Below are 16427 nucleotides of genomic sequence, written 5' to 3'. Positions count from 1 at the left end.
TCTCAGGCATAATGCCCTACAACGTAGCGGTGTATTATGATTAATAGGATGTTTTGTAAAAATCAGCCTTTTTCGTCATGTGCACTTTAATCGCTATCCCATATTAAATTAGGGAATGGGACTCTTCACCGAGGTTGTAAAATGAGACAAACGATTTTAGCTGTATTGTCTTTATCTGCGATGACTGCACTCTTGACCGGGTGTGGTGGTGATATGGTACTTCTGAACTCTAAAGGTCCAGTTGCAGCAGGTCAAAGTAACCTGATGATGACTGCGATTTACTTAATGCTGTTGGTGGTTATTCCATCAATCATCATGGCATTATGGTTCGGTTGGAAATATCGTGCATCGAATAAAGACGCAGACTATAAACCTACATGGACACACTCTACTGCGATTGAAATTGTGGTATGGGGTATTCCTGTCATTATTATTGGTATTTTAGCTTGGTTAACTTGGTGGGGTTCCCACAAGTATGACCCATACCGTCCAATTGAAGCAGATAAAGCACCATTAACTGTTCAAGTTATTGCTGAACAATTTAAATGGATCTTCATCTATCCTGAGCAAAACATTGCAACAATTAACGAATTGCGTTTCCCAGAGAAAACTCCGGTAAGCCTTCGTATCACGTCTAACTTCACGATGAACTCTTTCTTCATCCCGGCGTTAAGTGGTCAGATTTATGCAATGGCAGGCATGCAAACTCACCTTAACTTCTTAGCTGATGAAACGAGTCCAGCTGAAGGTTATCGTGGTTTCTCTTCAAACTATTCAGGCTATGGCTTCTCACAAATGCGCTTCCGTGCACATTCTGTGACTGATGCTCAATTCGCTGAATGGGTTGCTGCAGTTCAATCAGGTAATGGTACTTCAGTAAATCCTGTTGCAGTTCAAAAAACTGTTTTAGACCAAGCTGAATTTGCGACCTTACGTGACGGCAACCGTTCACAAAAACAAATTGATGCAATGGTTCGTAATGCAAGAACAGATTTAGAGAAACGACTTGCTGAAACTGCACAAGCAGAAGGCCCATATAAGACTCAGCCACATCCTGTGACTTATTATTCTTCTGTCGAGTCTGGTTTGTTTGAATCTGTGATTCACAACTATATGAGTAACTACCACGGTGCTGATCATACAGCTCCTGTAGAAGCTGCAGCGACTGATGCTGTTGCTCAGGAAGCATCTGCTTCTGAAGCTCATGTAGCAGGTGAACATGCGACTGCTTCTCAAGGAGAATAAGACATGAGCTTCTTAGGTAAGTTAGGTCCAGATGCAATTCCTTACGATCCAATCGTATTGGCAACTGTTGCAATGATGATCTTGGGTGCTATCGCAGTTGTTGCTGGTATTACCTACTTCAAAAAATGGGGCTACTTGTGGAACGAATGGTTCACATCTGTAGACCATAAAAAAATTGGTATCATGTATATCTTCGTATCTGTGATCATGCTGGTGCGTGGTTTCGCCGATGCGATCATGATGCGTCTTCAGCAGTTCCTTGCAAAAGGTGGCGGCGAAGGTTATTTACACCCTGAGCATTACGACCAGATCTTTACCGCGCATGGCGTGATCATGATCTTCTTCGTGGCAATGGGTCTTGTAGTTGGTTTAATGAACATCTCTGTGCCGCTTCAAATCGGTGCACGTGACGTTGCATTCCCATTATTGAACTCACTCAGCTTCTGGTTATTTGCCGGCGCTGCGGGTCTGATGATGGTTTCACTTGCGTTAGGTGAATTCGCTGCAACAGGCTGGATGGCATACCCTCCACTGTCAGGTATCGAATATTCTCCAGGCGTAGGTATGGACTACTACATCTGGGCACTGCAAATTTCAGGTCTAGGTACGCTATTAACGGGTGTTAACTTCTTTGTTACCATCATCAAAATGCGTGCGCCTGGCATGAAACTCATGGAAATGCCAATCTTTACCTGGACATCTTTATGTACAGCAGTATTGATTATTGCGGCTTTCCCGGTGTTGACTGCAACAATTGCAATGCTAACGCTTGACCGTTACTTCGATTTCCACTTCTTTACAAATGACCTGGGTGGTAGCCCAATGTTGTATGTAAACCTGATTTGGACTTGGGGTCACCCAGAAGTGTATATCTTGGTATTACCAGCATTTGGTATTTACTCAGAAGTTGTTGCGACTTACTCGCGCAAAGCATTGTTCGGTTACAAATCCATGGTGTATGCAACAGTAGCAATCACAGTATTGTCATTCGTTGTATGGGTTCACCACTTCTTTACTATGGGTGCAGGTGCCAACGTTAACGCGTTCTTCGGTATCATGACCATGATTATTGCGATTCCTACAGGTGTGAAGATCTTCTCTTGGTTGTTCACCATGTACAAGGGTCGTATTGTTTACACTACCCCAATGCTATGGACACTTGGCTTCCTTGTGACTTTCGGTATCGGTGGTTTAACAGGTGTATTGATGGCGGTTCCACCAGCGGACTTCCTGGTACACAACTCTTTATTCCTGATCGCTCACTTCCATAACGTAATTATTGGTGGTGTAGTATTTGCGATGTTCGCAGGTATCATCTTCTACTGGCCGAAAATGTTCGGTTGGAGACTGAATGAAACTTGGGGTAAAGCAGCATTCTGGTTCTGGTTCTTCGGTTTCTACTTTGCATTCATGCCACTTTATATCCTTGGTTTCATGGGTATGACTCGTCGTCTGAATACATTTGACAACCCAGATTGGGACCCATATGTAAATATCGCGATGTTCGGTTCAGTTCTTGTTGCACTTGGTATCGTATGTTTCGTTATGCAAATCGTGGTTGGTTTCTTACAACGTGACCAACGTCTAGATTTGACTGGCGACCCATGGGATGGCCGTACGCTTGAATGGTCGACATCTTCTCCTGCTCCGTTCTATAACTTTGCTCATCTTCCAAAGATCAATGGTATTGATACTTTCTGGGTTGAGAAAGAAAATGGTGTTGCATATGCAAAACCAACGAAGTATGAAGATATCCATATGCCAACGAATCGTGCTGCTGGTTTCGTTATCGCGATGTTCATCACTGTAATGGGCTTCGGTTTAATCTGGCACATCTGGTGGTTAGTAGTTGTTACGTTCATTGCTTCTATCATTAGCTTCATCGTGTCTTCTTTCACCAAGAAAGTGGATTACTATGTTCCTGCTGCTGAAGTTGAGCGTATTGAAAACGAACGCTATGCGATTCTTGAAAAACACTTGAAGAAGGACTAAGACAATGGCTGAAGTACTTCATCACGATAACCACGGACACGATGAGCATCATCACGATGATACTGACATCACCGTCTTTGGTTTCTGGACTTACTTGATGAGTGACCTTGTCCTGTTCGGTACACTCTTCATTGCGTTCGCTGTTTTAAGTAGCCACATTCCTGTGGGTACTCCAAGTGCGAGAGACCTGTTTGGCGACTCTTTAGGTTTCGTTCTGACTGAAACCTTCGCTCTCTTGATCTCTTCTGTAACCTTTGGTTTTGCAGTTCTTGCTGCATACAAAAAAGACGTTGCAAAAGTACTGACTTGGTTAGCGATTACTTGGGTATTCGGTGCTATCTTCATCGGCATGGAACTATATGAGTTCAATCACTTAGTTCATGCGGGTCACGGTCCAAGCACAAGTGCGTTCTTATCTGCGTTCTTTACCTTGGTAGGTACGCACGGTATTCACGTAACTTCTGGTCTGGTCTGGATGATCGTGTTAATGGTTCAAATCAAGAAATATGGTTTGACTCTTGCAAACACGCGTCGTCTAGCTTGCCTAAGCTTGTTCTGGCACTTCCTTGACATCGTTTGGATCTGTGTATTCAGCGTAGTTTACTTGATGGGAGTTCTGTAATGAGTCACGATCACAACTCAGCTGGTGCATCACACGGTAACGTTAAGCAATATACAATTGGCTTCGTACTTTCTGTCATCCTTACCGTAATTCCATTCGGTATGGTGATGGCAGGCGGTTTTGAACGCGGTATCTTGATTGCAGTAATTGCGATTACTGCGGTTGCTCAGATTCTTGTGCAGTTAATTTACTTCCTGCATATGAACTCTTCTTCAGAGCAACGCTGGAACGTGATTGCGTTCGTGTATACCATCTTAACCATCGCTATTCTTTTAGTAGGTTCTGTATGGATCATGAATTACCTACACTACAACATGATGATCTAAACTGGTCGTCATGTTGAAAAAGTATTTATTCCTGACTAAGCCAGGAATTCTCTTCGGTAACTTTGTTACCACTTTGGGTGGCTACTTCGTAGCCACCCAAGGTTCTGTAGATTTCCTTCTCCTGCTTATTACCCTTCTCGGTACTACGCTTGTCGTAGCATCAGGATGTGTGGTCAACAACGTGATTGACCAGGACATCGACCAAAAAATGCAGCGCACACAAAATCGTGCTCTGGTCATCAAAACCATCTCTGAACCTGTTGCCCTGGCTTTTGCTCTGGTCTTAGGCCTCATTGGTTTTAGCATTTTATGGTTCTGGGTAAATGCGTACGCTTTTCTTTTCGCGGTGATTGGTTTTGTTGTATATGTTGGTTTCTACAGCCTATGGACAAAACGAACCACAATTCATCAAACTGTAGTCGGCAGTATTTCTGGTGCAGCTCCGCCTGTCATTGGCTATACCGCTGTGGCCAATCAATTTGACCTGGGTGCATTACTGATCTTTTTAGGTTATGCGTTGTGGCAAATGCCTCACTCATGGGCAATTGCGGTTTACCGCTTTGATGATTACAAAAATGCAGGCATTCCCATTTTGCCTGTGGCGCGCTCGATTCATCGTACCAAGATCGAATCACTTTTGTATGTGGTGTTATTCACCCTGACCATGAATGCATTATTTGTATATGGCTATGCCAATTGGTTGTATGCAGTCATTTTAAATCTATTGTGCATTTACTGGTTGTATATCGGTGTCATTGGATTTAAAGCTGAAAATGATCAGCTTTGGGCAAAGAAATATTTTCTGTTCTCTGTCATCCTGATTACCGTGATCAGTATTGTATTTAGCTTTACTTCAACTGCGCCATCTACACAGATAGTATTTTTTTAAAAAGATAGAGAGTTCGTCTCTATCTTTTTTTATTTCAGAATCAACGTCTCATATGTTCATGCATCGGTTGCATCGCATGGCAGTCATAACACAAAGCACTCAAATTGATTAAACGGTTATCGGCTTTATTACCATTAATATGATGCGTATGTAAATTTGCATGATCGTGAGTACAATCTTTTGTACATGCTTCACAGCGCCATTGTTTCGATTTTCTGTATTTATAGGAAATATACTTCCAGTCCATTTGATATTGATTAGCTACAATATCATTTTGGTCTGTATATAACACTTGAATCATCGCCTGATAAAATTGTGGCTCAAACTTGAGATAAAAATCACTTAAGTCTAATTTTTTGGATATCTGGTTTTTTTCCATCGGTGTCATCGAAGTTTTATAGCCGTTTAACTTTAATTGACTTAGACAGTATTTACAGACATCCAAATCATACTCACCACTTTTAATTTGGTTTGTATAATTTGAAATAAAGCGAATTTTACGAATTTTATCTGTGCGTGCTGAACACACATAACGCTGTATACGCCCAGCAGCCTTCATTTCTTTGAGCTTATGACAATGACAAATGTGTAATTTAGGCAGACTCTCTTCTTGCTTATTTCCCTGAAAAGCATCCTGAATATTCAGAGAAACCATCACGCCTTTATAATAAAGCAAACCCGAAGGAGAGCTTGTAATATCACCAATATCAACCTCGACACCTTCATGCAAATCATATAAATCTGCGTAGGTAATACCATTGCGAAAGGGTAAATCAGTAATATCTAAAAGCTTTGCTTTCATTTGACTTCTTAATTCATTTAAGAAGTCACTAGTTAAAAAATCAACGAGCTGCATTTGAATCACCATAGGCAACAGCACGAATTCTATCTTCAGCGGTTGTCACCACTCTAAATTCTACACGTTGTGATGCACCGTAATGCTCTCTATTAGAGCCACTCGCAGGTTGCCCATTTTTACCTAAAGGTGCAGCCGAAGAAAATCCAATTGCTCTGAATTTACGTTTTAACCACGCTTTTTCTACCGTTGTTAATAATGAACTTTGTAGTAAATAAATTAAGGTATTTTGTGCACGTGTTTGAGAAAGCTGCATGTTACGAATATAAGCCTCTTCCTCACCAACACCTTTTGCCCAGAAACTTGACGTATGCCCTTCAATACGAATTTCTTTAATATTATCAACAAAACGATCTTGCATCACCGAACGAATATAAATAGGGAAATATTCATTCAGTGCCTGCTTAAATTCAGCACTTAAATCTGCTGAACCTGCCTTAAAAAGAATTTCCTCATTATTAAAGCGCACTGTTAAGTCAGGACTTAGAGTTGCACCCCACTTGGTCAATTTACTTTGTAGCTTTTGCTCTAATTGCGAATGTAATTGTTGTTCATCCGCCTTAAAAATTCGTGGGATATCGACTGATTCTTTAACACGTATCATGTAAATGACACTAATAAGCAAAAACACCATCATCAGTGCAGTCATAATATCGCTTAAACTAATCCATTGATCAGAATTCGTTGCACGCTGACGCATAAAGGGCAACATTAAGATCTCACTCCCTGATCAATCGAGTCGATAATATTTTTTAAATTTTCTGTAATTGGCTCATAATCTTGTGCAAACTTAGTTGAAAGTGCACCTAATTGCTGAGCGAGTGTGATCAATGACTGATTCAATGTCTGCTGCAATTGAGTTTCAATCGTGCTTAAACCATCGCTTAATTGCTGCTGCGTCTGTTCAAATGATTGCTTCATTTGCTTTTGCATTTGTTCAGCTTGCTGTGCAGACGTTGTTTGTATCTGTAGCGCACGCGCATGACTAGACTCCAAATAGTCATGAATTTCAGTAAAGATCGTTTCGGTCAGTTGATTGATTTTATCCATTTGCGATTCAGTCTTGTTAAAACTCTCTGCAAACAATTGACGCGTTTGATCAACCTCTACAAGTTTTGCATCCAAAGCGCCATAGAAATGCTCAATACGGTTGTTAAACTCATAGTTGGTATGATCAATGGATTGAATGGCTTGCTCTACTTGTAAAATAATTTGCTTAAAACCATCCACATTATGCAACACAGTTGAAAAATCATTTTTCACCTGTTCAATCTGAGACAACATTCCCTCATAATTTGTGGTCTGTTGTTCTACGTGAGATGCGTATTGCTCCTGCCAATCTACCAAACGGTTTACAGATTGATTAAGTTGCTTAAAGTTTTCACCCAAACTATCTGTTAAATTTTCATTGAAACGTTGAATTGCTTGTTCCAGGGCCTTAATGAAAATATCAGTGGTCTGTTCTGCTTGCTTTTGTGCAAACGAAACAAATTCGTTTCTTAATTCTGCGATTTCACCTGCAATATAACCTTGTGTACTGCGTTGAATTTGCTCAATACCACCTAAACTACTACTGATCGATTGAAGCATTTCTTGCATATTATTTTTATTATTTTTATCTAAATTTAGGCCAAAATTTTCAATGGCTTTTACTAAATTCTGATGATGATTTTGATTATCAGTATAAATTTTTTCTAAAAATTGGCTCTGCTTTGCTAAAATTTGATGCTCTTCATAAAACTGCTGCACCTGCTTATCTGCCTGTAAATCAGTATCATTTTCTTTAAACTTAATAAGTGCATGAAATTTAATTAAAATTGAAGCAAGAATACCTGCAAATGACCCCCAAAATGCAGTTTTAATACCATTTACTAGAGTCGATAGACTTCCCGTTGGATCCTCTGTGTCAAAGCCCGCAAGCCCCAAAGCAACACCAAAGAAGGTAAAGCCAATCCCTATTGTAATCAGTAAACTTGGGTAAGCAGGATTAGCCTTTTCATGCAAGCGATCTAAACGAATAAAATAAATAAAGAAAACAACAATAACTACAATTGCAAGGAAATGAAAAATTTTGGAAAAAACATCAAGAAAATCTAACATGACAGAGGGAAAGGAAATAAAATTATGTGAATAGTATCACTATAAATAATTGTTCCCACAAAAAAACTTCAATAAACACAAAAGAATAAATATAACTTAATATTTGAATTTAGCTATTTCAAAGCTATGACTTGTATTTTAAACCTAAACCCTCTAAAATTCTTGGCTCGCAAACACTGCGACACAACCTTGGTTGTGACTCCTTGCTTCAATTTACTTAAATTGGGGCTGTCCAAACCGTAAGGAGCTGACAATGCGTCATTACGAAATCGTACTTTTAGTACACCCTGATCAAAGCGATCAAGTCGTTGGTATGGTAGAACGCTACCTAACTCACATCAAAGAAGCTGAAGGTCAAATCCACCGTCTTGAAGACTGGGGCCGTCGTCAATTGGCTTACCCAATCAACAAGATCCACAAAGCTCACTACATTCTTATGAATGTTGAGTGTGGTCAGACTACTCTTGATGAGCTTGAAGAATTGTTCCGTTATAACGATGCAATCATTCGTAGCCTTATCATCCGTCGTGAAAACGCAATCACTGAAGAGTCACTATTGGCGAAAAGTGCTGAAGAAAAACGTGCGCGTAAAGCTCAACGTGAAGAAGCACAACACGCTCAAGACTCTGCTGAAGCTTAAGGAGAACATAACATGGCACGTTTTTACCGTCGTCGCAAGTTCTGCCGCTTTACAGCTGAGAACGTTACGTACATCGACTACAAAGATATCGACACTTTAAAACAGTACATCACTGAAAACGGCAAGATTGTTCCTAGCCGTATTACAGGTACTAAAGCTCGTTACCAACGTCAATTGGCGCTAGCTATTAAACAAGCTCGCTTCTTGTCTTTGATCCCTTACACTGACAATCATAAGTGAGGTTGAGCTGTGGATATTATCTTATTACAACGCATTAAAAACCTAGGTAAACTAGGCGATAAAGTATCAGTTAAAGCTGGTTATGGCCGTAACTTCCTTATCCCACAAGGTATGGCAGTTGCTGCAACAGAATCAAACACTGCTGCTTTTGAAGCTCGTCGTGCTGAACTTGAGAAAGCTGAAGCTGATGTTTTAGCTGCTGCTCAAGCACGTGCTGACCAATTGAACGAAGTAAATATCGTAATCACTGCGAAAGCTGGTGACGAAGGTAAACTATTCGGTTCTATCGGTACTCGTGACATCGCTGACGCGTTGACAAATGCTGGTCTAGAAGTAGACCGTGCAGAAGTACGTCTTCCAAATGGCGCACTTCGTCACACTGGCGAATTTAACATCGCAATCCAATTGCACCATGATGTTACTGCAGAAGTTCTGGTTACTATCGTAGCTGAGTAATTTCTCGCCTCAAAAAGAGCATGCGAAAGCATGCTCTTTTTTTATCTATAAAAAAATGACAGGTATCTCCTGCTTAAAAATTATTTTATTACCCATACAAATGAAAATTTACCCTTCGCATTTGATTTCAGAACGCGTATGATTTCATGTCGTAGTGAATAAAAGCTATTCATCTCCGATAATGTTTAACCATTGTATTTAAAATCAGGGATTTATATGTCACAGGCGAATGCCAGCAAAAAGCCGACCAGCGCTAATATCGAAATCAGTACTGAGAACAGCAATCTCAAGGAATTTCGTACTCCACCGCACAATTTAGCGATTGAACAAGCCGTACTTGCTGCATTAATGACCGTTGCCGAATCTTTTGAACAGGTCGGTGATGTGCTGACTGAAAATGATTTTTATGCGACCCGACATAAATATATTTTCCGCGCCATTGATCAACTCTCTAAAGAAAACTCACCTTATGATGCGGTACTGGTGCATGACTGGCTGATCAAGCAGAATTTACTGGATGCGATTGGCGGTGAAGAATATCTGATGCAGCTCATGGCAGACTCGCCATCGAGTTTCTACAACCTGGAAACCTATGCAGGCAAAATTAAAGAATTCTCGACCCTGCGCAACATGATTAAAGTCAGCTCTGAAATTTTACAAAATGCCTATGACACCAAAGGCCGTACCGTCAGTGAAATTTTGGACTTGGCTGAAACCAATATTTTCTCGATTGCAGAACAGCATAATAATAATGCCAAGGCTCAAGGGCCTAAACCGATTAACTCTGTCGTTGCCGATGTTTTTGATAAATTGAATGAATTATCACAAATGGAAGGTAGCATTACCGGTCTAACCACAGGTTTTGTGGAGCTGGATAATAAAACCTCAGGCATGCAATCCGGCGACCTGATTATTGTCGCGGCGCGTCCGTCCATGGGTAAAACCACCTTTGCCATGAACCTGGTCGAAAGCGTTTTATTTAATAACAACCTGCCGGCGCTGGTCTATTCCATGGAGATGCCAGCGGATTCGATTGCCATGCGTTTGATTTCGTCATTTGGCCGTGTGCATCAGGGGCATTTGCGTTCAGGCAAAATGGACAGCGATGAGTGGTCAAAAGTGACCAGTACCATTGTGCATTTACAGGAAAAAAACCTGTATATCGATGATTCCTCTGCCCTGCCACCAACTGAATTACGTTCCCGTGCCCGTCGTATTGCCAAAATGCATGGTGGCAAACTCGGCTGTATCATGGTCGATTATCTTCAGTTGATGAAAGTACCCGGTATGGGCGACAACCGTGTCGGCGAGATCTCGGAAATTTCACGAAGTTTAAAAGCCTTAGCCAAAGAAATGCAGTGCCCTGTGATTGCACTTTCCCAGTTAAACCGCGCCCTGGAAAACCGCCCCAATAAACGCCCGGTGATGTCCGATTTACGTGAATCCGGTGCAATCGAGCAGGATGCCGATTTGATCATGTTCATTTACCGCGACGAGGTTTATAACAAGGAATCAAAGGAAGCCGGCACTGCTGAAATTATTATTGGTAAGCAGCGTAACGGCCCGATTGGTACGGTACGTCTGGCTTTCGAAGGTCAATATACCCGTTTTAGTAATCTCTCACCTGAGTTTTATGCTCAGTATGATGATGAAGAGTAAACAAGCTCAATCATCAGATTTCCATCGTCCCTCCAGGAGTAATTTAGGGTGCGCCAAGCTACAGTTTATATTGACAGTGCAGCACTGCAATATAATTTAAACCGTGTCAAACAACTTGCCCCAACCGCTAAAATCGTCAGTATGGTCAAAGCCAATGCTTACGGACATGGAGTTAAAGACTGCCTAGCAGCCTTAAGTGCAAGCGATGCTTTTGGTGTCGCATGCTTACAAGAAGCCCTGGAAATTCGTGAACTGGGTTATCAACAGCCGATCACGCTCATCGAAGGTGTTTTTGTTGCAGACGAAATGCCAATCGTGATTGATCAGAATATTGAAGTGATTGTGCATCAGCAGGCACAGGTCGATTGGCTCTTGGCACATAAAGATGCTTATATCGCCAAAGACCTGAAAGTCTGGGTCAAGCTGAATAGCGGGATGAACCGTCTTGGCTTTAAAATTGATGTAATTAAAGACGTGATCAATCAACTCAAAGCTGAAGGTTTTACTTGTGTTTTGGCGATGCATTTTGCCAATGCCGATGCTGATCACCCGCTGAATGATGAACAAATCCGTCAATTCTTAGAAATTAAAAATGACTGTGCACCATTGATGGGTTCATGTTGTAACTCAGCAGCCATTTATAAATATCCAGAATTGCATTTTGATTTTGTCCGTCCCGGGATCATGCTTTATGGCGCGACTCCATTTGCAGATCATGATGTGCATGATCTGGATTTAAAACCAGTCATGACCTTTACTGCCGAAGTGATTGCACTTAACCATATCAAGGCAGGTGAGCATGTCGGTTATGGTTCAACATTTACAGCTGAGCAAGACATGACACTTGCGATTGTTTCAATTGGCTATGGTGATGGCTACCCTCGTGCTTTCCCGAAACAGAACTATGTGGCGATTAATGGCCAGCAAACGCGTGTCATTGGTCGTGTAGCAATGGACATGATCGCGATTGATGTAACTGCGATGCAGGTAAAACCTGGCACTCAAGTCGAACTTTGGGGGAATACCCGTTTGGTCGATGAGGTTGCTGAAGCCAATGGCACCATTGGTTATGAACTGTTATGCAGACTCAGTCATCGTCCGCTACGTAAAGTTATTTGAGTTGATCCTCAGAGCCAAAAAAGTCCAACAGAAGTTGGGCTTTTTATTTAAGCTGATTTTTGTTCTTCAGCCTGCTCTAAACTCAATTTCTCTAATAAAGCATCGACATGATGTTGCTGAAAGGCAAAAGGATTAAAGTCATTAAATCCCATGTCCTGACAGAATTGCTGGATTTGACTGCGTTTAGAAATATACTTCATCGACCAGTCGGGGAAACTCGGATATTCGATTTCCTTGGTCTCAAACAATTTAATATCATGATGGCGAGGATCTTTATTGAGTCTCTCGAGCAGCAGACTTTTTAAGGTTAAACACTCACCTTCCAGACATTGAAAAAAATAACCATCGGCAAAATACAGCACTCCTGTGACTTGATAGCGATGATTAAAATCACGTGCTTCTTTCAGGATATTGGTCAGATCTTCAAGCAAATCAACTTTAGAAGACGTACTTTTACTGGCGTAACAAAATTGGTACATGCGCTAACTTATCTATTTTTATTATGCTGGTGCACAGAAGTTCATACTGTACGCGAAAAAACTGAACCAGAATACCTTTTACAGAAAATATTCATTCGATGGAACAGGTAGCGCTGCCAGTCCTTTTTTCAAGGTGTCTGACCATTGCCGGCTGATCGACGTGAAATATTCATCATCTTCGGCAATACGTTTACCCCTCGGCATCATTAAACTGTCTTTTTTATACACCAGCACATCGAGTGGCATACCGACCGATACATTGGAACGTAAGGTCGATGCAAATGAAATGAGCGAACAACGCAGAGCTTCATCCAGCGGCATATCATAAGTCAAGGCGCGATCCAATATCGGCTTGCCATATTTACTCTCGCCAATCTGGAAATACGGCGTATCCCGCGTGGCACAGATAAAATTTCCTTGCGGATACACATGATAGAGCTGCATTTCTTGATCTTTGAGCTGACCACCCACCAGTAAATTACAATAATAATTACTCTGTTCCAAAATGTCGCTGGTGACATTGGCGATGACTCTCTTAAGCGTGCTCCCGATCAGTTCAGCCACATCAAACATGGTATGCAGACTGAGTATATTGGGTTCCTGCTTCAATTCTAGCTGATTTTTGATACGCCCAATTACGGCTTGTGTTGTGGCCAGATTTCCGGAGGCCTGTATGACGATCATACGCTCCCCAGGAATACCAAAGGTATACAGTTTGCGAAAGACAGAAATATGATCTACTCCGGCATTGGTCCGTGTATCACTAATAAAAAGCATACCTTGCTCTAAACGTAGCGCACAACAATACGTCATTCTTTTGTCCTTATTAACATCCTAGTACCTGAACAATGGAATGCATGGATTCCACACCGCCCTTCTCCCTCACACCACGTACCGGTGCTACATCCCAATAATCCCGCCCAATGGCCACATAAATATGCGAGCTTGGACTAAACAGCAGATTACTCACATCAAAACAATACCATGTCTGCTCTACAAACACCTCTGCCCAGGCATGACTGGCCAGATGTGAAGCATTTTGTGCATATAAATAGCCAGAAACATAACGGGCAGCCAAGCCCAGATATTTACACATGGCAATGAAAATATGACTATGATCCTGACAGACCCCCTGACGTGCTTCAAAGGCATCTATGGCAGAGCCTTGCACTGAGGTGCTATTGGAAATATAAGGGACATGTTCCAGCAAGGCCTGTGCCAGTTCAATCAGACGTTGACGGCTTAATGCAGGGACATGAGCTTGTGCAAAATCTTTCATTGCTGCATTACATTGCGTTGATTCGGTTGGCTGTAAAAAAATATTGGGATTGATTGAATCATTCAGTCCAGTCTGATGCGCGGGATTCAGCTCGACAATCCCTTGCGCCATGATCGTTAAGGAATAATAAGGTTCACGCTGGTTACAGGTCATCCACAGATTATGAAAGGCATCTTTTCGGATTTCTTTATTCCCCGGTACACTAATATCCCAGGAATGCACCCGTTGATGCGCATTGCTCGAAGGCATCATTTTGATGTACTGAATACTGTTCCTCACCTCAGCTGTATACATATAATGCGTTTGGTGATTCACCATCAATTTCATACATCTGCCTCAAACAGTTGATGGATATGGTCGCTAAACTGATAGAACTGAATCCGGTTCGGTTCTGTACGCAACTGTTCCCAGTATTGCTCCAGGTCACCCCAGCCCATTTCCACTAGAATTCTGACTACATCATCGATCTTGCACAGTGTCGTACTGGTTTCTTCACCGAGTCGTAACTGATGATCGAGCTGTTCGACACATTGTCCCAGGCTAAAGAACAGAAAAATATCGGCAGATTCAGCTTCCAGAATATCTTCACATTCAGTCACCACTTCACAAATATAACCAGCATTTTTGTCTGCAGTTTTGATCAGTTTCATTAGTTCTGCATAGCCTGATGCAGACAATACTCCGCGTAGTTCCTGAATATTATCTTTAGCCACTTTAAACTGCTGGCTAAAAGATGCGGTCTGAGTTGAATCTAGTACCAATTCATTTAAGGAACTGGCATCAAAAGCGGGTAAACAAAAAGCATGTGCATAGGCCACAGCTGCTTCGTCTTCTAAAAATGGAAAGCGCGCACATAAAAAATGAGTGCGAGATAAATAACGCCCTAACCAAAAAATATGTTGTGCATTGCTATTCAGCAAAACCATGACATTTTCCTTCTTTGGAATATTATGAATGTAAATTGTCGACTACCCAGGTATCTTTAATACCGCCACCCTGTGATGAATTCACCACCAGTGAACCGGGCTGCATCGCTACACGTGTCAAGCCACCCTGCACAATTTCAGTACGGTAAGGCGAGCTTAAGACAAATGGGCGCAAGTCAATATGACGTTCAGCAATACCAAAATTGGTCAAAGTCGGACTAACCGATAAGTCCAAAGTTGGCTGCGCAATATACAAATGCGGCGCAGCTAAAATTTTCTCCCTGAAAAATTCAATTTGCTGTTTCGAAGCCTGTGGCCCAATCAGCATGCCATAACCACCCGAACCCTGAGCTTCTTTTACCACCAGCTGGTCCAGATGGGCCAACACATAGCTTAAATCTTGCTGATTACGACATTGATACGTCGGAACATTTTTTAGTATTGGCTGTTCACCCAAATAAAAATGAATCATTTTATCGACATATGGATAAATCGATTTGTCATCTGCGACACCTGTACCCGGTGCGTTGGCAATCAGGACATTATTTTGTAAATAAGCTGACATTAAGCCAGGTACACCCAGGGTACTCTCCGGTTTAAAGCATAATGGATCGAGATAAGCATCATCGACCCGTCTATAAATAACATCGACTCTTTGGCGACCACGTATAGTTTTTACATAAACCTTCGAGTCATCAACAAAAAGATCACGTGATGTTACCAACGGTACATTCATTTCTCTTGCGAGAAAGGCGTGCTCATAGTAAGCACTATTAAAACGCCCTGGCGTCAGCACTACGACAAAGGGTTTGTCGACATGGGCATTTTCGATCAGGATTTCTTTTAAAAGCTGGGGGTATTGCTCAATTCCAGCAATCTTGGACTGTTCAAATATTTTCGGCATCAGCTTTTGGCTAATCTTACGGCATTCCAGCATATAAGAGACACCCGATGGCGTTCTAAGATTGTCCTCCAAGACATAAAATTTGCCCTTGGAATCACGTATTACATCAATGCCACTAATCTGGCTATAAATCCTGCCTTTCAGGCTATGTTGATACATATGCGGCTGATAAGCCTCATGCGTCAAAATCTGGAGTTCAGGAATGATATTGGCTTTTAAAATATCCTGTTGATGATAAATGTCATGTAAAAACAGATTCAGTGCGCGCACGCGTTGTGCCGACCCCAGAGCCACCATATTCCACTGTTTGCGGTCAATCACTCGTGGAATGATATCGAAAGGAATGCTTCGCTCTACCCCCTCTTTATCTTCGTAAACCGTAAAGCTAATGCCATGATGTAAAAAATGTTCTTTTGCCACCTGATTCAGAGCATTCAATTCATCCAGCGTGTGTTGGGATAACCATTCTTCCAGTCTTTGACTTGCCTGACTGGACATGACTTGCTCATCCTGCATTTCATTAAAGAATTTTGAAGACAACTGTTGAAATAAAAGTTGTGGATTTGCTGTAGTCGATACCGTTGCTGTTTTAGCCTCTATAAAATTTTTCCCAAGATTCGGAGAAGTAAATTTATCAATCGTTTCAATCACATTTGTATCCTGATTTCCTTTAAGCATACAAACCCTCGTATTAT

At 41.6% G+C, this 16427-nt stretch carries 18 protein-coding genes; 10 read left to right on the top strand and 8 right to left on the bottom strand.

Going from position 1 to position 16427, the window contains the following annotated elements; all coding sequences use genetic code 11:
• Positions 1-141: 141 nt before the first annotated feature.
• From cyoA to cyoE, 5 genes are read left to right on the top strand one after another with little or no spacing between them, the layout of a single operon-like run.
• Positions 142-1245, top strand: a complete 1104-nt coding sequence (gene cyoA / locus FTT75_RS03635) for a ubiquinol oxidase subunit II (protein ID WP_005097235.1) — start codon at positions 142-144, stop codon at positions 1243-1245.
• A 3-nt stretch (positions 1246-1248) separates the two neighbouring features.
• Positions 1249-3237 (top strand): cytochrome o ubiquinol oxidase subunit I, encoded by a 1989-nt coding sequence (gene cyoB, locus FTT75_RS03630; protein WP_074383225.1) that lies wholly within the window; start codon positions 1249-1251, stop codon positions 3235-3237.
• A gap of 4 nt (positions 3238-3241) precedes the next feature.
• Positions 3242-3859 carry a cytochrome o ubiquinol oxidase subunit III gene (gene cyoC, locus FTT75_RS03625; RefSeq protein ID WP_005097238.1) on the top strand — a complete coding sequence of 206 codons (618 nt, stop codon included), beginning with the start codon at positions 3242-3244 and terminating at the stop codon, positions 3857-3859.
• A complete protein-coding gene (locus FTT75_RS03620; protein WP_005097239.1) occupies positions 3859-4185 on the top strand; it encodes a cytochrome o ubiquinol oxidase subunit IV in 327 nt (108 codons plus the stop codon). Before cyoC ends, FTT75_RS03620 begins: the two co-directional genes overlap by 1 nt.
• A gap of 10 nt (positions 4186-4195) precedes the next feature.
• Positions 4196-5074, top strand: coding sequence for a heme o synthase (gene cyoE / locus FTT75_RS03615; protein ID WP_005097240.1), 879 nt, complete (start codon positions 4196-4198; stop codon positions 5072-5074).
• A gap of 40 nt (positions 5075-5114) precedes the next feature.
• On the opposite strand, the gene FTT75_RS03610 is transcribed toward cyoE, so the two are convergent.
• From FTT75_RS03610 to FTT75_RS03600, 3 genes are read right to left on the bottom strand one after another with little or no spacing between them, the layout of a single operon-like run.
• A complete protein-coding gene (locus FTT75_RS03610) occupies positions 5115-5930 on the bottom strand; it encodes a hypothetical protein (protein WP_180040159.1) in 816 nt (271 codons plus the stop codon).
• Positions 5917-6630 (bottom strand): OmpA family protein, encoded by a 714-nt coding sequence (locus FTT75_RS03605; protein WP_218944650.1) that lies wholly within the window; start codon positions 6628-6630, stop codon positions 5917-5919. Before FTT75_RS03605 ends, FTT75_RS03610 begins: the two co-directional genes overlap by 14 nt.
• An 11-nt stretch (positions 6631-6641) precedes the next feature.
• Entirely contained in the window at positions 6642-8030 is a 1389-nt protein-coding gene (locus FTT75_RS03600; RefSeq protein WP_180040161.1) for a hypothetical protein, read from the bottom strand.
• Between the two features lie 253 nt (positions 8031-8283).
• Between FTT75_RS03600 and rpsF the strand changes: the two genes are divergently transcribed.
• From rpsF to alr, 5 genes are all read left to right on the top strand, one after another.
• Entirely contained in the window at positions 8284-8670 is a 387-nt protein-coding gene (gene rpsF / locus FTT75_RS03595; RefSeq protein ID WP_004278789.1) for a 30S ribosomal protein S6, read from the top strand.
• A gap of 12 nt (positions 8671-8682) precedes the next feature.
• Positions 8683-8910 carry a 30S ribosomal protein S18 gene (rpsR, locus tag FTT75_RS03590; protein ID WP_005097242.1) on the top strand — a complete coding sequence of 76 codons (228 nt, stop codon included), beginning with the start codon at positions 8683-8685 and terminating at the stop codon, positions 8908-8910.
• A 9-nt stretch (positions 8911-8919) separates the two neighbouring features.
• The gene (gene rplI, locus FTT75_RS03585; protein ID WP_004645413.1) at positions 8920-9366 is read left to right on the top strand and encodes a 50S ribosomal protein L9; all 447 of its coding nucleotides are present in this window, start codon (positions 8920-8922) and stop codon (positions 9364-9366) included.
• Positions 9367-9582: 216 nt separating this feature from the next.
• Complete coding sequence (dnaB, locus tag FTT75_RS03580; protein ID WP_180078260.1) at positions 9583-11025, top strand: replicative DNA helicase; 1443 nt, start codon at positions 9583-9585, stop codon at positions 11023-11025.
• 48 nt (positions 11026-11073) lie between these two features.
• Positions 11074-12144 (top strand): alanine racemase, encoded by a 1071-nt coding sequence (gene alr / locus FTT75_RS03575; RefSeq protein WP_180185914.1) that lies wholly within the window; start codon positions 11074-11076, stop codon positions 12142-12144.
• A gap of 47 nt (positions 12145-12191) precedes the next feature.
• On the opposite strand, the gene FTT75_RS03570 is transcribed toward alr, so the two are convergent.
• The 5 genes from FTT75_RS03570 to FTT75_RS03550 form a co-directional block, all read right to left on the bottom strand.
• A complete protein-coding gene (locus FTT75_RS03570; RefSeq protein ID WP_005097246.1) occupies positions 12192-12623 on the bottom strand; it encodes a BLUF domain-containing protein in 432 nt (143 codons plus the stop codon).
• 78 nt (positions 12624-12701) lie between these two features.
• A complete protein-coding gene (locus FTT75_RS03565) occupies positions 12702-13436 on the bottom strand; it encodes a proteasome-type protease (RefSeq protein ID WP_005097248.1) in 735 nt (244 codons plus the stop codon).
• Positions 13437-13449: 13 nt separating this feature from the next.
• Entirely contained in the window at positions 13450-14229 is a 780-nt protein-coding gene (locus tag FTT75_RS03560; protein ID WP_074383227.1) for a transglutaminase family protein, read from the bottom strand.
• Positions 14226-14828: an alpha-E domain-containing protein gene (locus tag FTT75_RS03555; RefSeq protein ID WP_005097250.1), complete on the bottom strand. Its 603-nt coding sequence runs from the start codon at positions 14826-14828 to the stop codon at positions 14226-14228. The genes FTT75_RS03560 and FTT75_RS03555 overlap by 4 nt, the downstream gene beginning before the upstream one ends.
• A 22-nt stretch (positions 14829-14850) precedes the next feature.
• Positions 14851-16410, bottom strand: coding sequence for a circularly permuted type 2 ATP-grasp protein (locus FTT75_RS03550; RefSeq protein WP_180040163.1), 1560 nt, complete (start codon positions 16408-16410; stop codon positions 14851-14853).
• Positions 16411-16427: the final 17 nt, after the last annotated feature.

Origin of the sequence: Acinetobacter sp. YH01008, from assembly GCF_013420435.1 — a bacterium.
GTDB lineage: Bacteria > Pseudomonadota > Gammaproteobacteria > Pseudomonadales > Moraxellaceae > Acinetobacter > Acinetobacter pseudolwoffii.
This window is presented reverse-complemented; position numbering and strand designations above follow the sequence as displayed.

Bases quoted from the DNA above. Each gene is read 5' to 3' on its own strand.
- FTT75_RS03555 (WP_005097250.1), bottom strand. From the start codon at position 14,828: ATGGTTTTGCTGAATAGCAATGCACAACATATTTTTTGGTTAGGGCGT.
- cyoC (WP_005097238.1), top strand. From the start codon at position 3,242: ATGGCTGAAGTACTTCATCACGATAACCACGGACACGATGAGCATCAT.
- rpsF (WP_004278789.1), top strand. From the start codon at position 8,284: ATGCGTCATTACGAAATCGTACTTTTAGTACACCCTGATCAAAGCGAT.
- FTT75_RS03550 (WP_180040163.1), bottom strand. From the start codon at position 16,410: ATGCTTAAAGGAAATCAGGATACAAATGTGATTGAAACGATTGATAAA.
- cyoB (WP_074383225.1), top strand. From the start codon at position 1,249: ATGAGCTTCTTAGGTAAGTTAGGTCCAGATGCAATTCCTTACGATCCA.
- FTT75_RS03565 (WP_005097248.1), bottom strand. From the start codon at position 13,436: ATGACGTATTGTTGTGCGCTACGTTTAGAGCAAGGTATGCTTTTTATT.
- cyoE (WP_005097240.1), top strand. From the start codon at position 4,196: ATGTTGAAAAAGTATTTATTCCTGACTAAGCCAGGAATTCTCTTCGGT.
- FTT75_RS03605 (WP_218944650.1), bottom strand. From the start codon at position 6,630: ATGCGTCAGCGTGCAACGAATTCTGATCAATGGATTAGTTTAAGCGAT.
- FTT75_RS03620 (WP_005097239.1), top strand. From the start codon at position 3,859: ATGAGTCACGATCACAACTCAGCTGGTGCATCACACGGTAACGTTAAG.
- FTT75_RS03610 (WP_180040159.1), bottom strand. From the start codon at position 5,930: ATGCAGCTCGTTGATTTTTTAACTAGTGACTTCTTAAATGAATTAAGA.
- rpsR (WP_005097242.1), top strand. From the start codon at position 8,683: ATGGCACGTTTTTACCGTCGTCGCAAGTTCTGCCGCTTTACAGCTGAG.
- FTT75_RS03560 (WP_074383227.1), bottom strand. From the start codon at position 14,229: ATGAAATTGATGGTGAATCACCAAACGCATTATATGTATACAGCTGAG.
- FTT75_RS03600 (WP_180040161.1), bottom strand. From the start codon at position 8,030: ATGTTAGATTTTCTTGATGTTTTTTCCAAAATTTTTCATTTCCTTGCA.
- dnaB (WP_180078260.1), top strand. From the start codon at position 9,583: ATGTCACAGGCGAATGCCAGCAAAAAGCCGACCAGCGCTAATATCGAA.
- FTT75_RS03570 (WP_005097246.1), bottom strand. From the start codon at position 12,623: ATGTACCAATTTTGTTACGCCAGTAAAAGTACGTCTTCTAAAGTTGAT.
- cyoA (WP_005097235.1), top strand. From the start codon at position 142: ATGAGACAAACGATTTTAGCTGTATTGTCTTTATCTGCGATGACTGCA.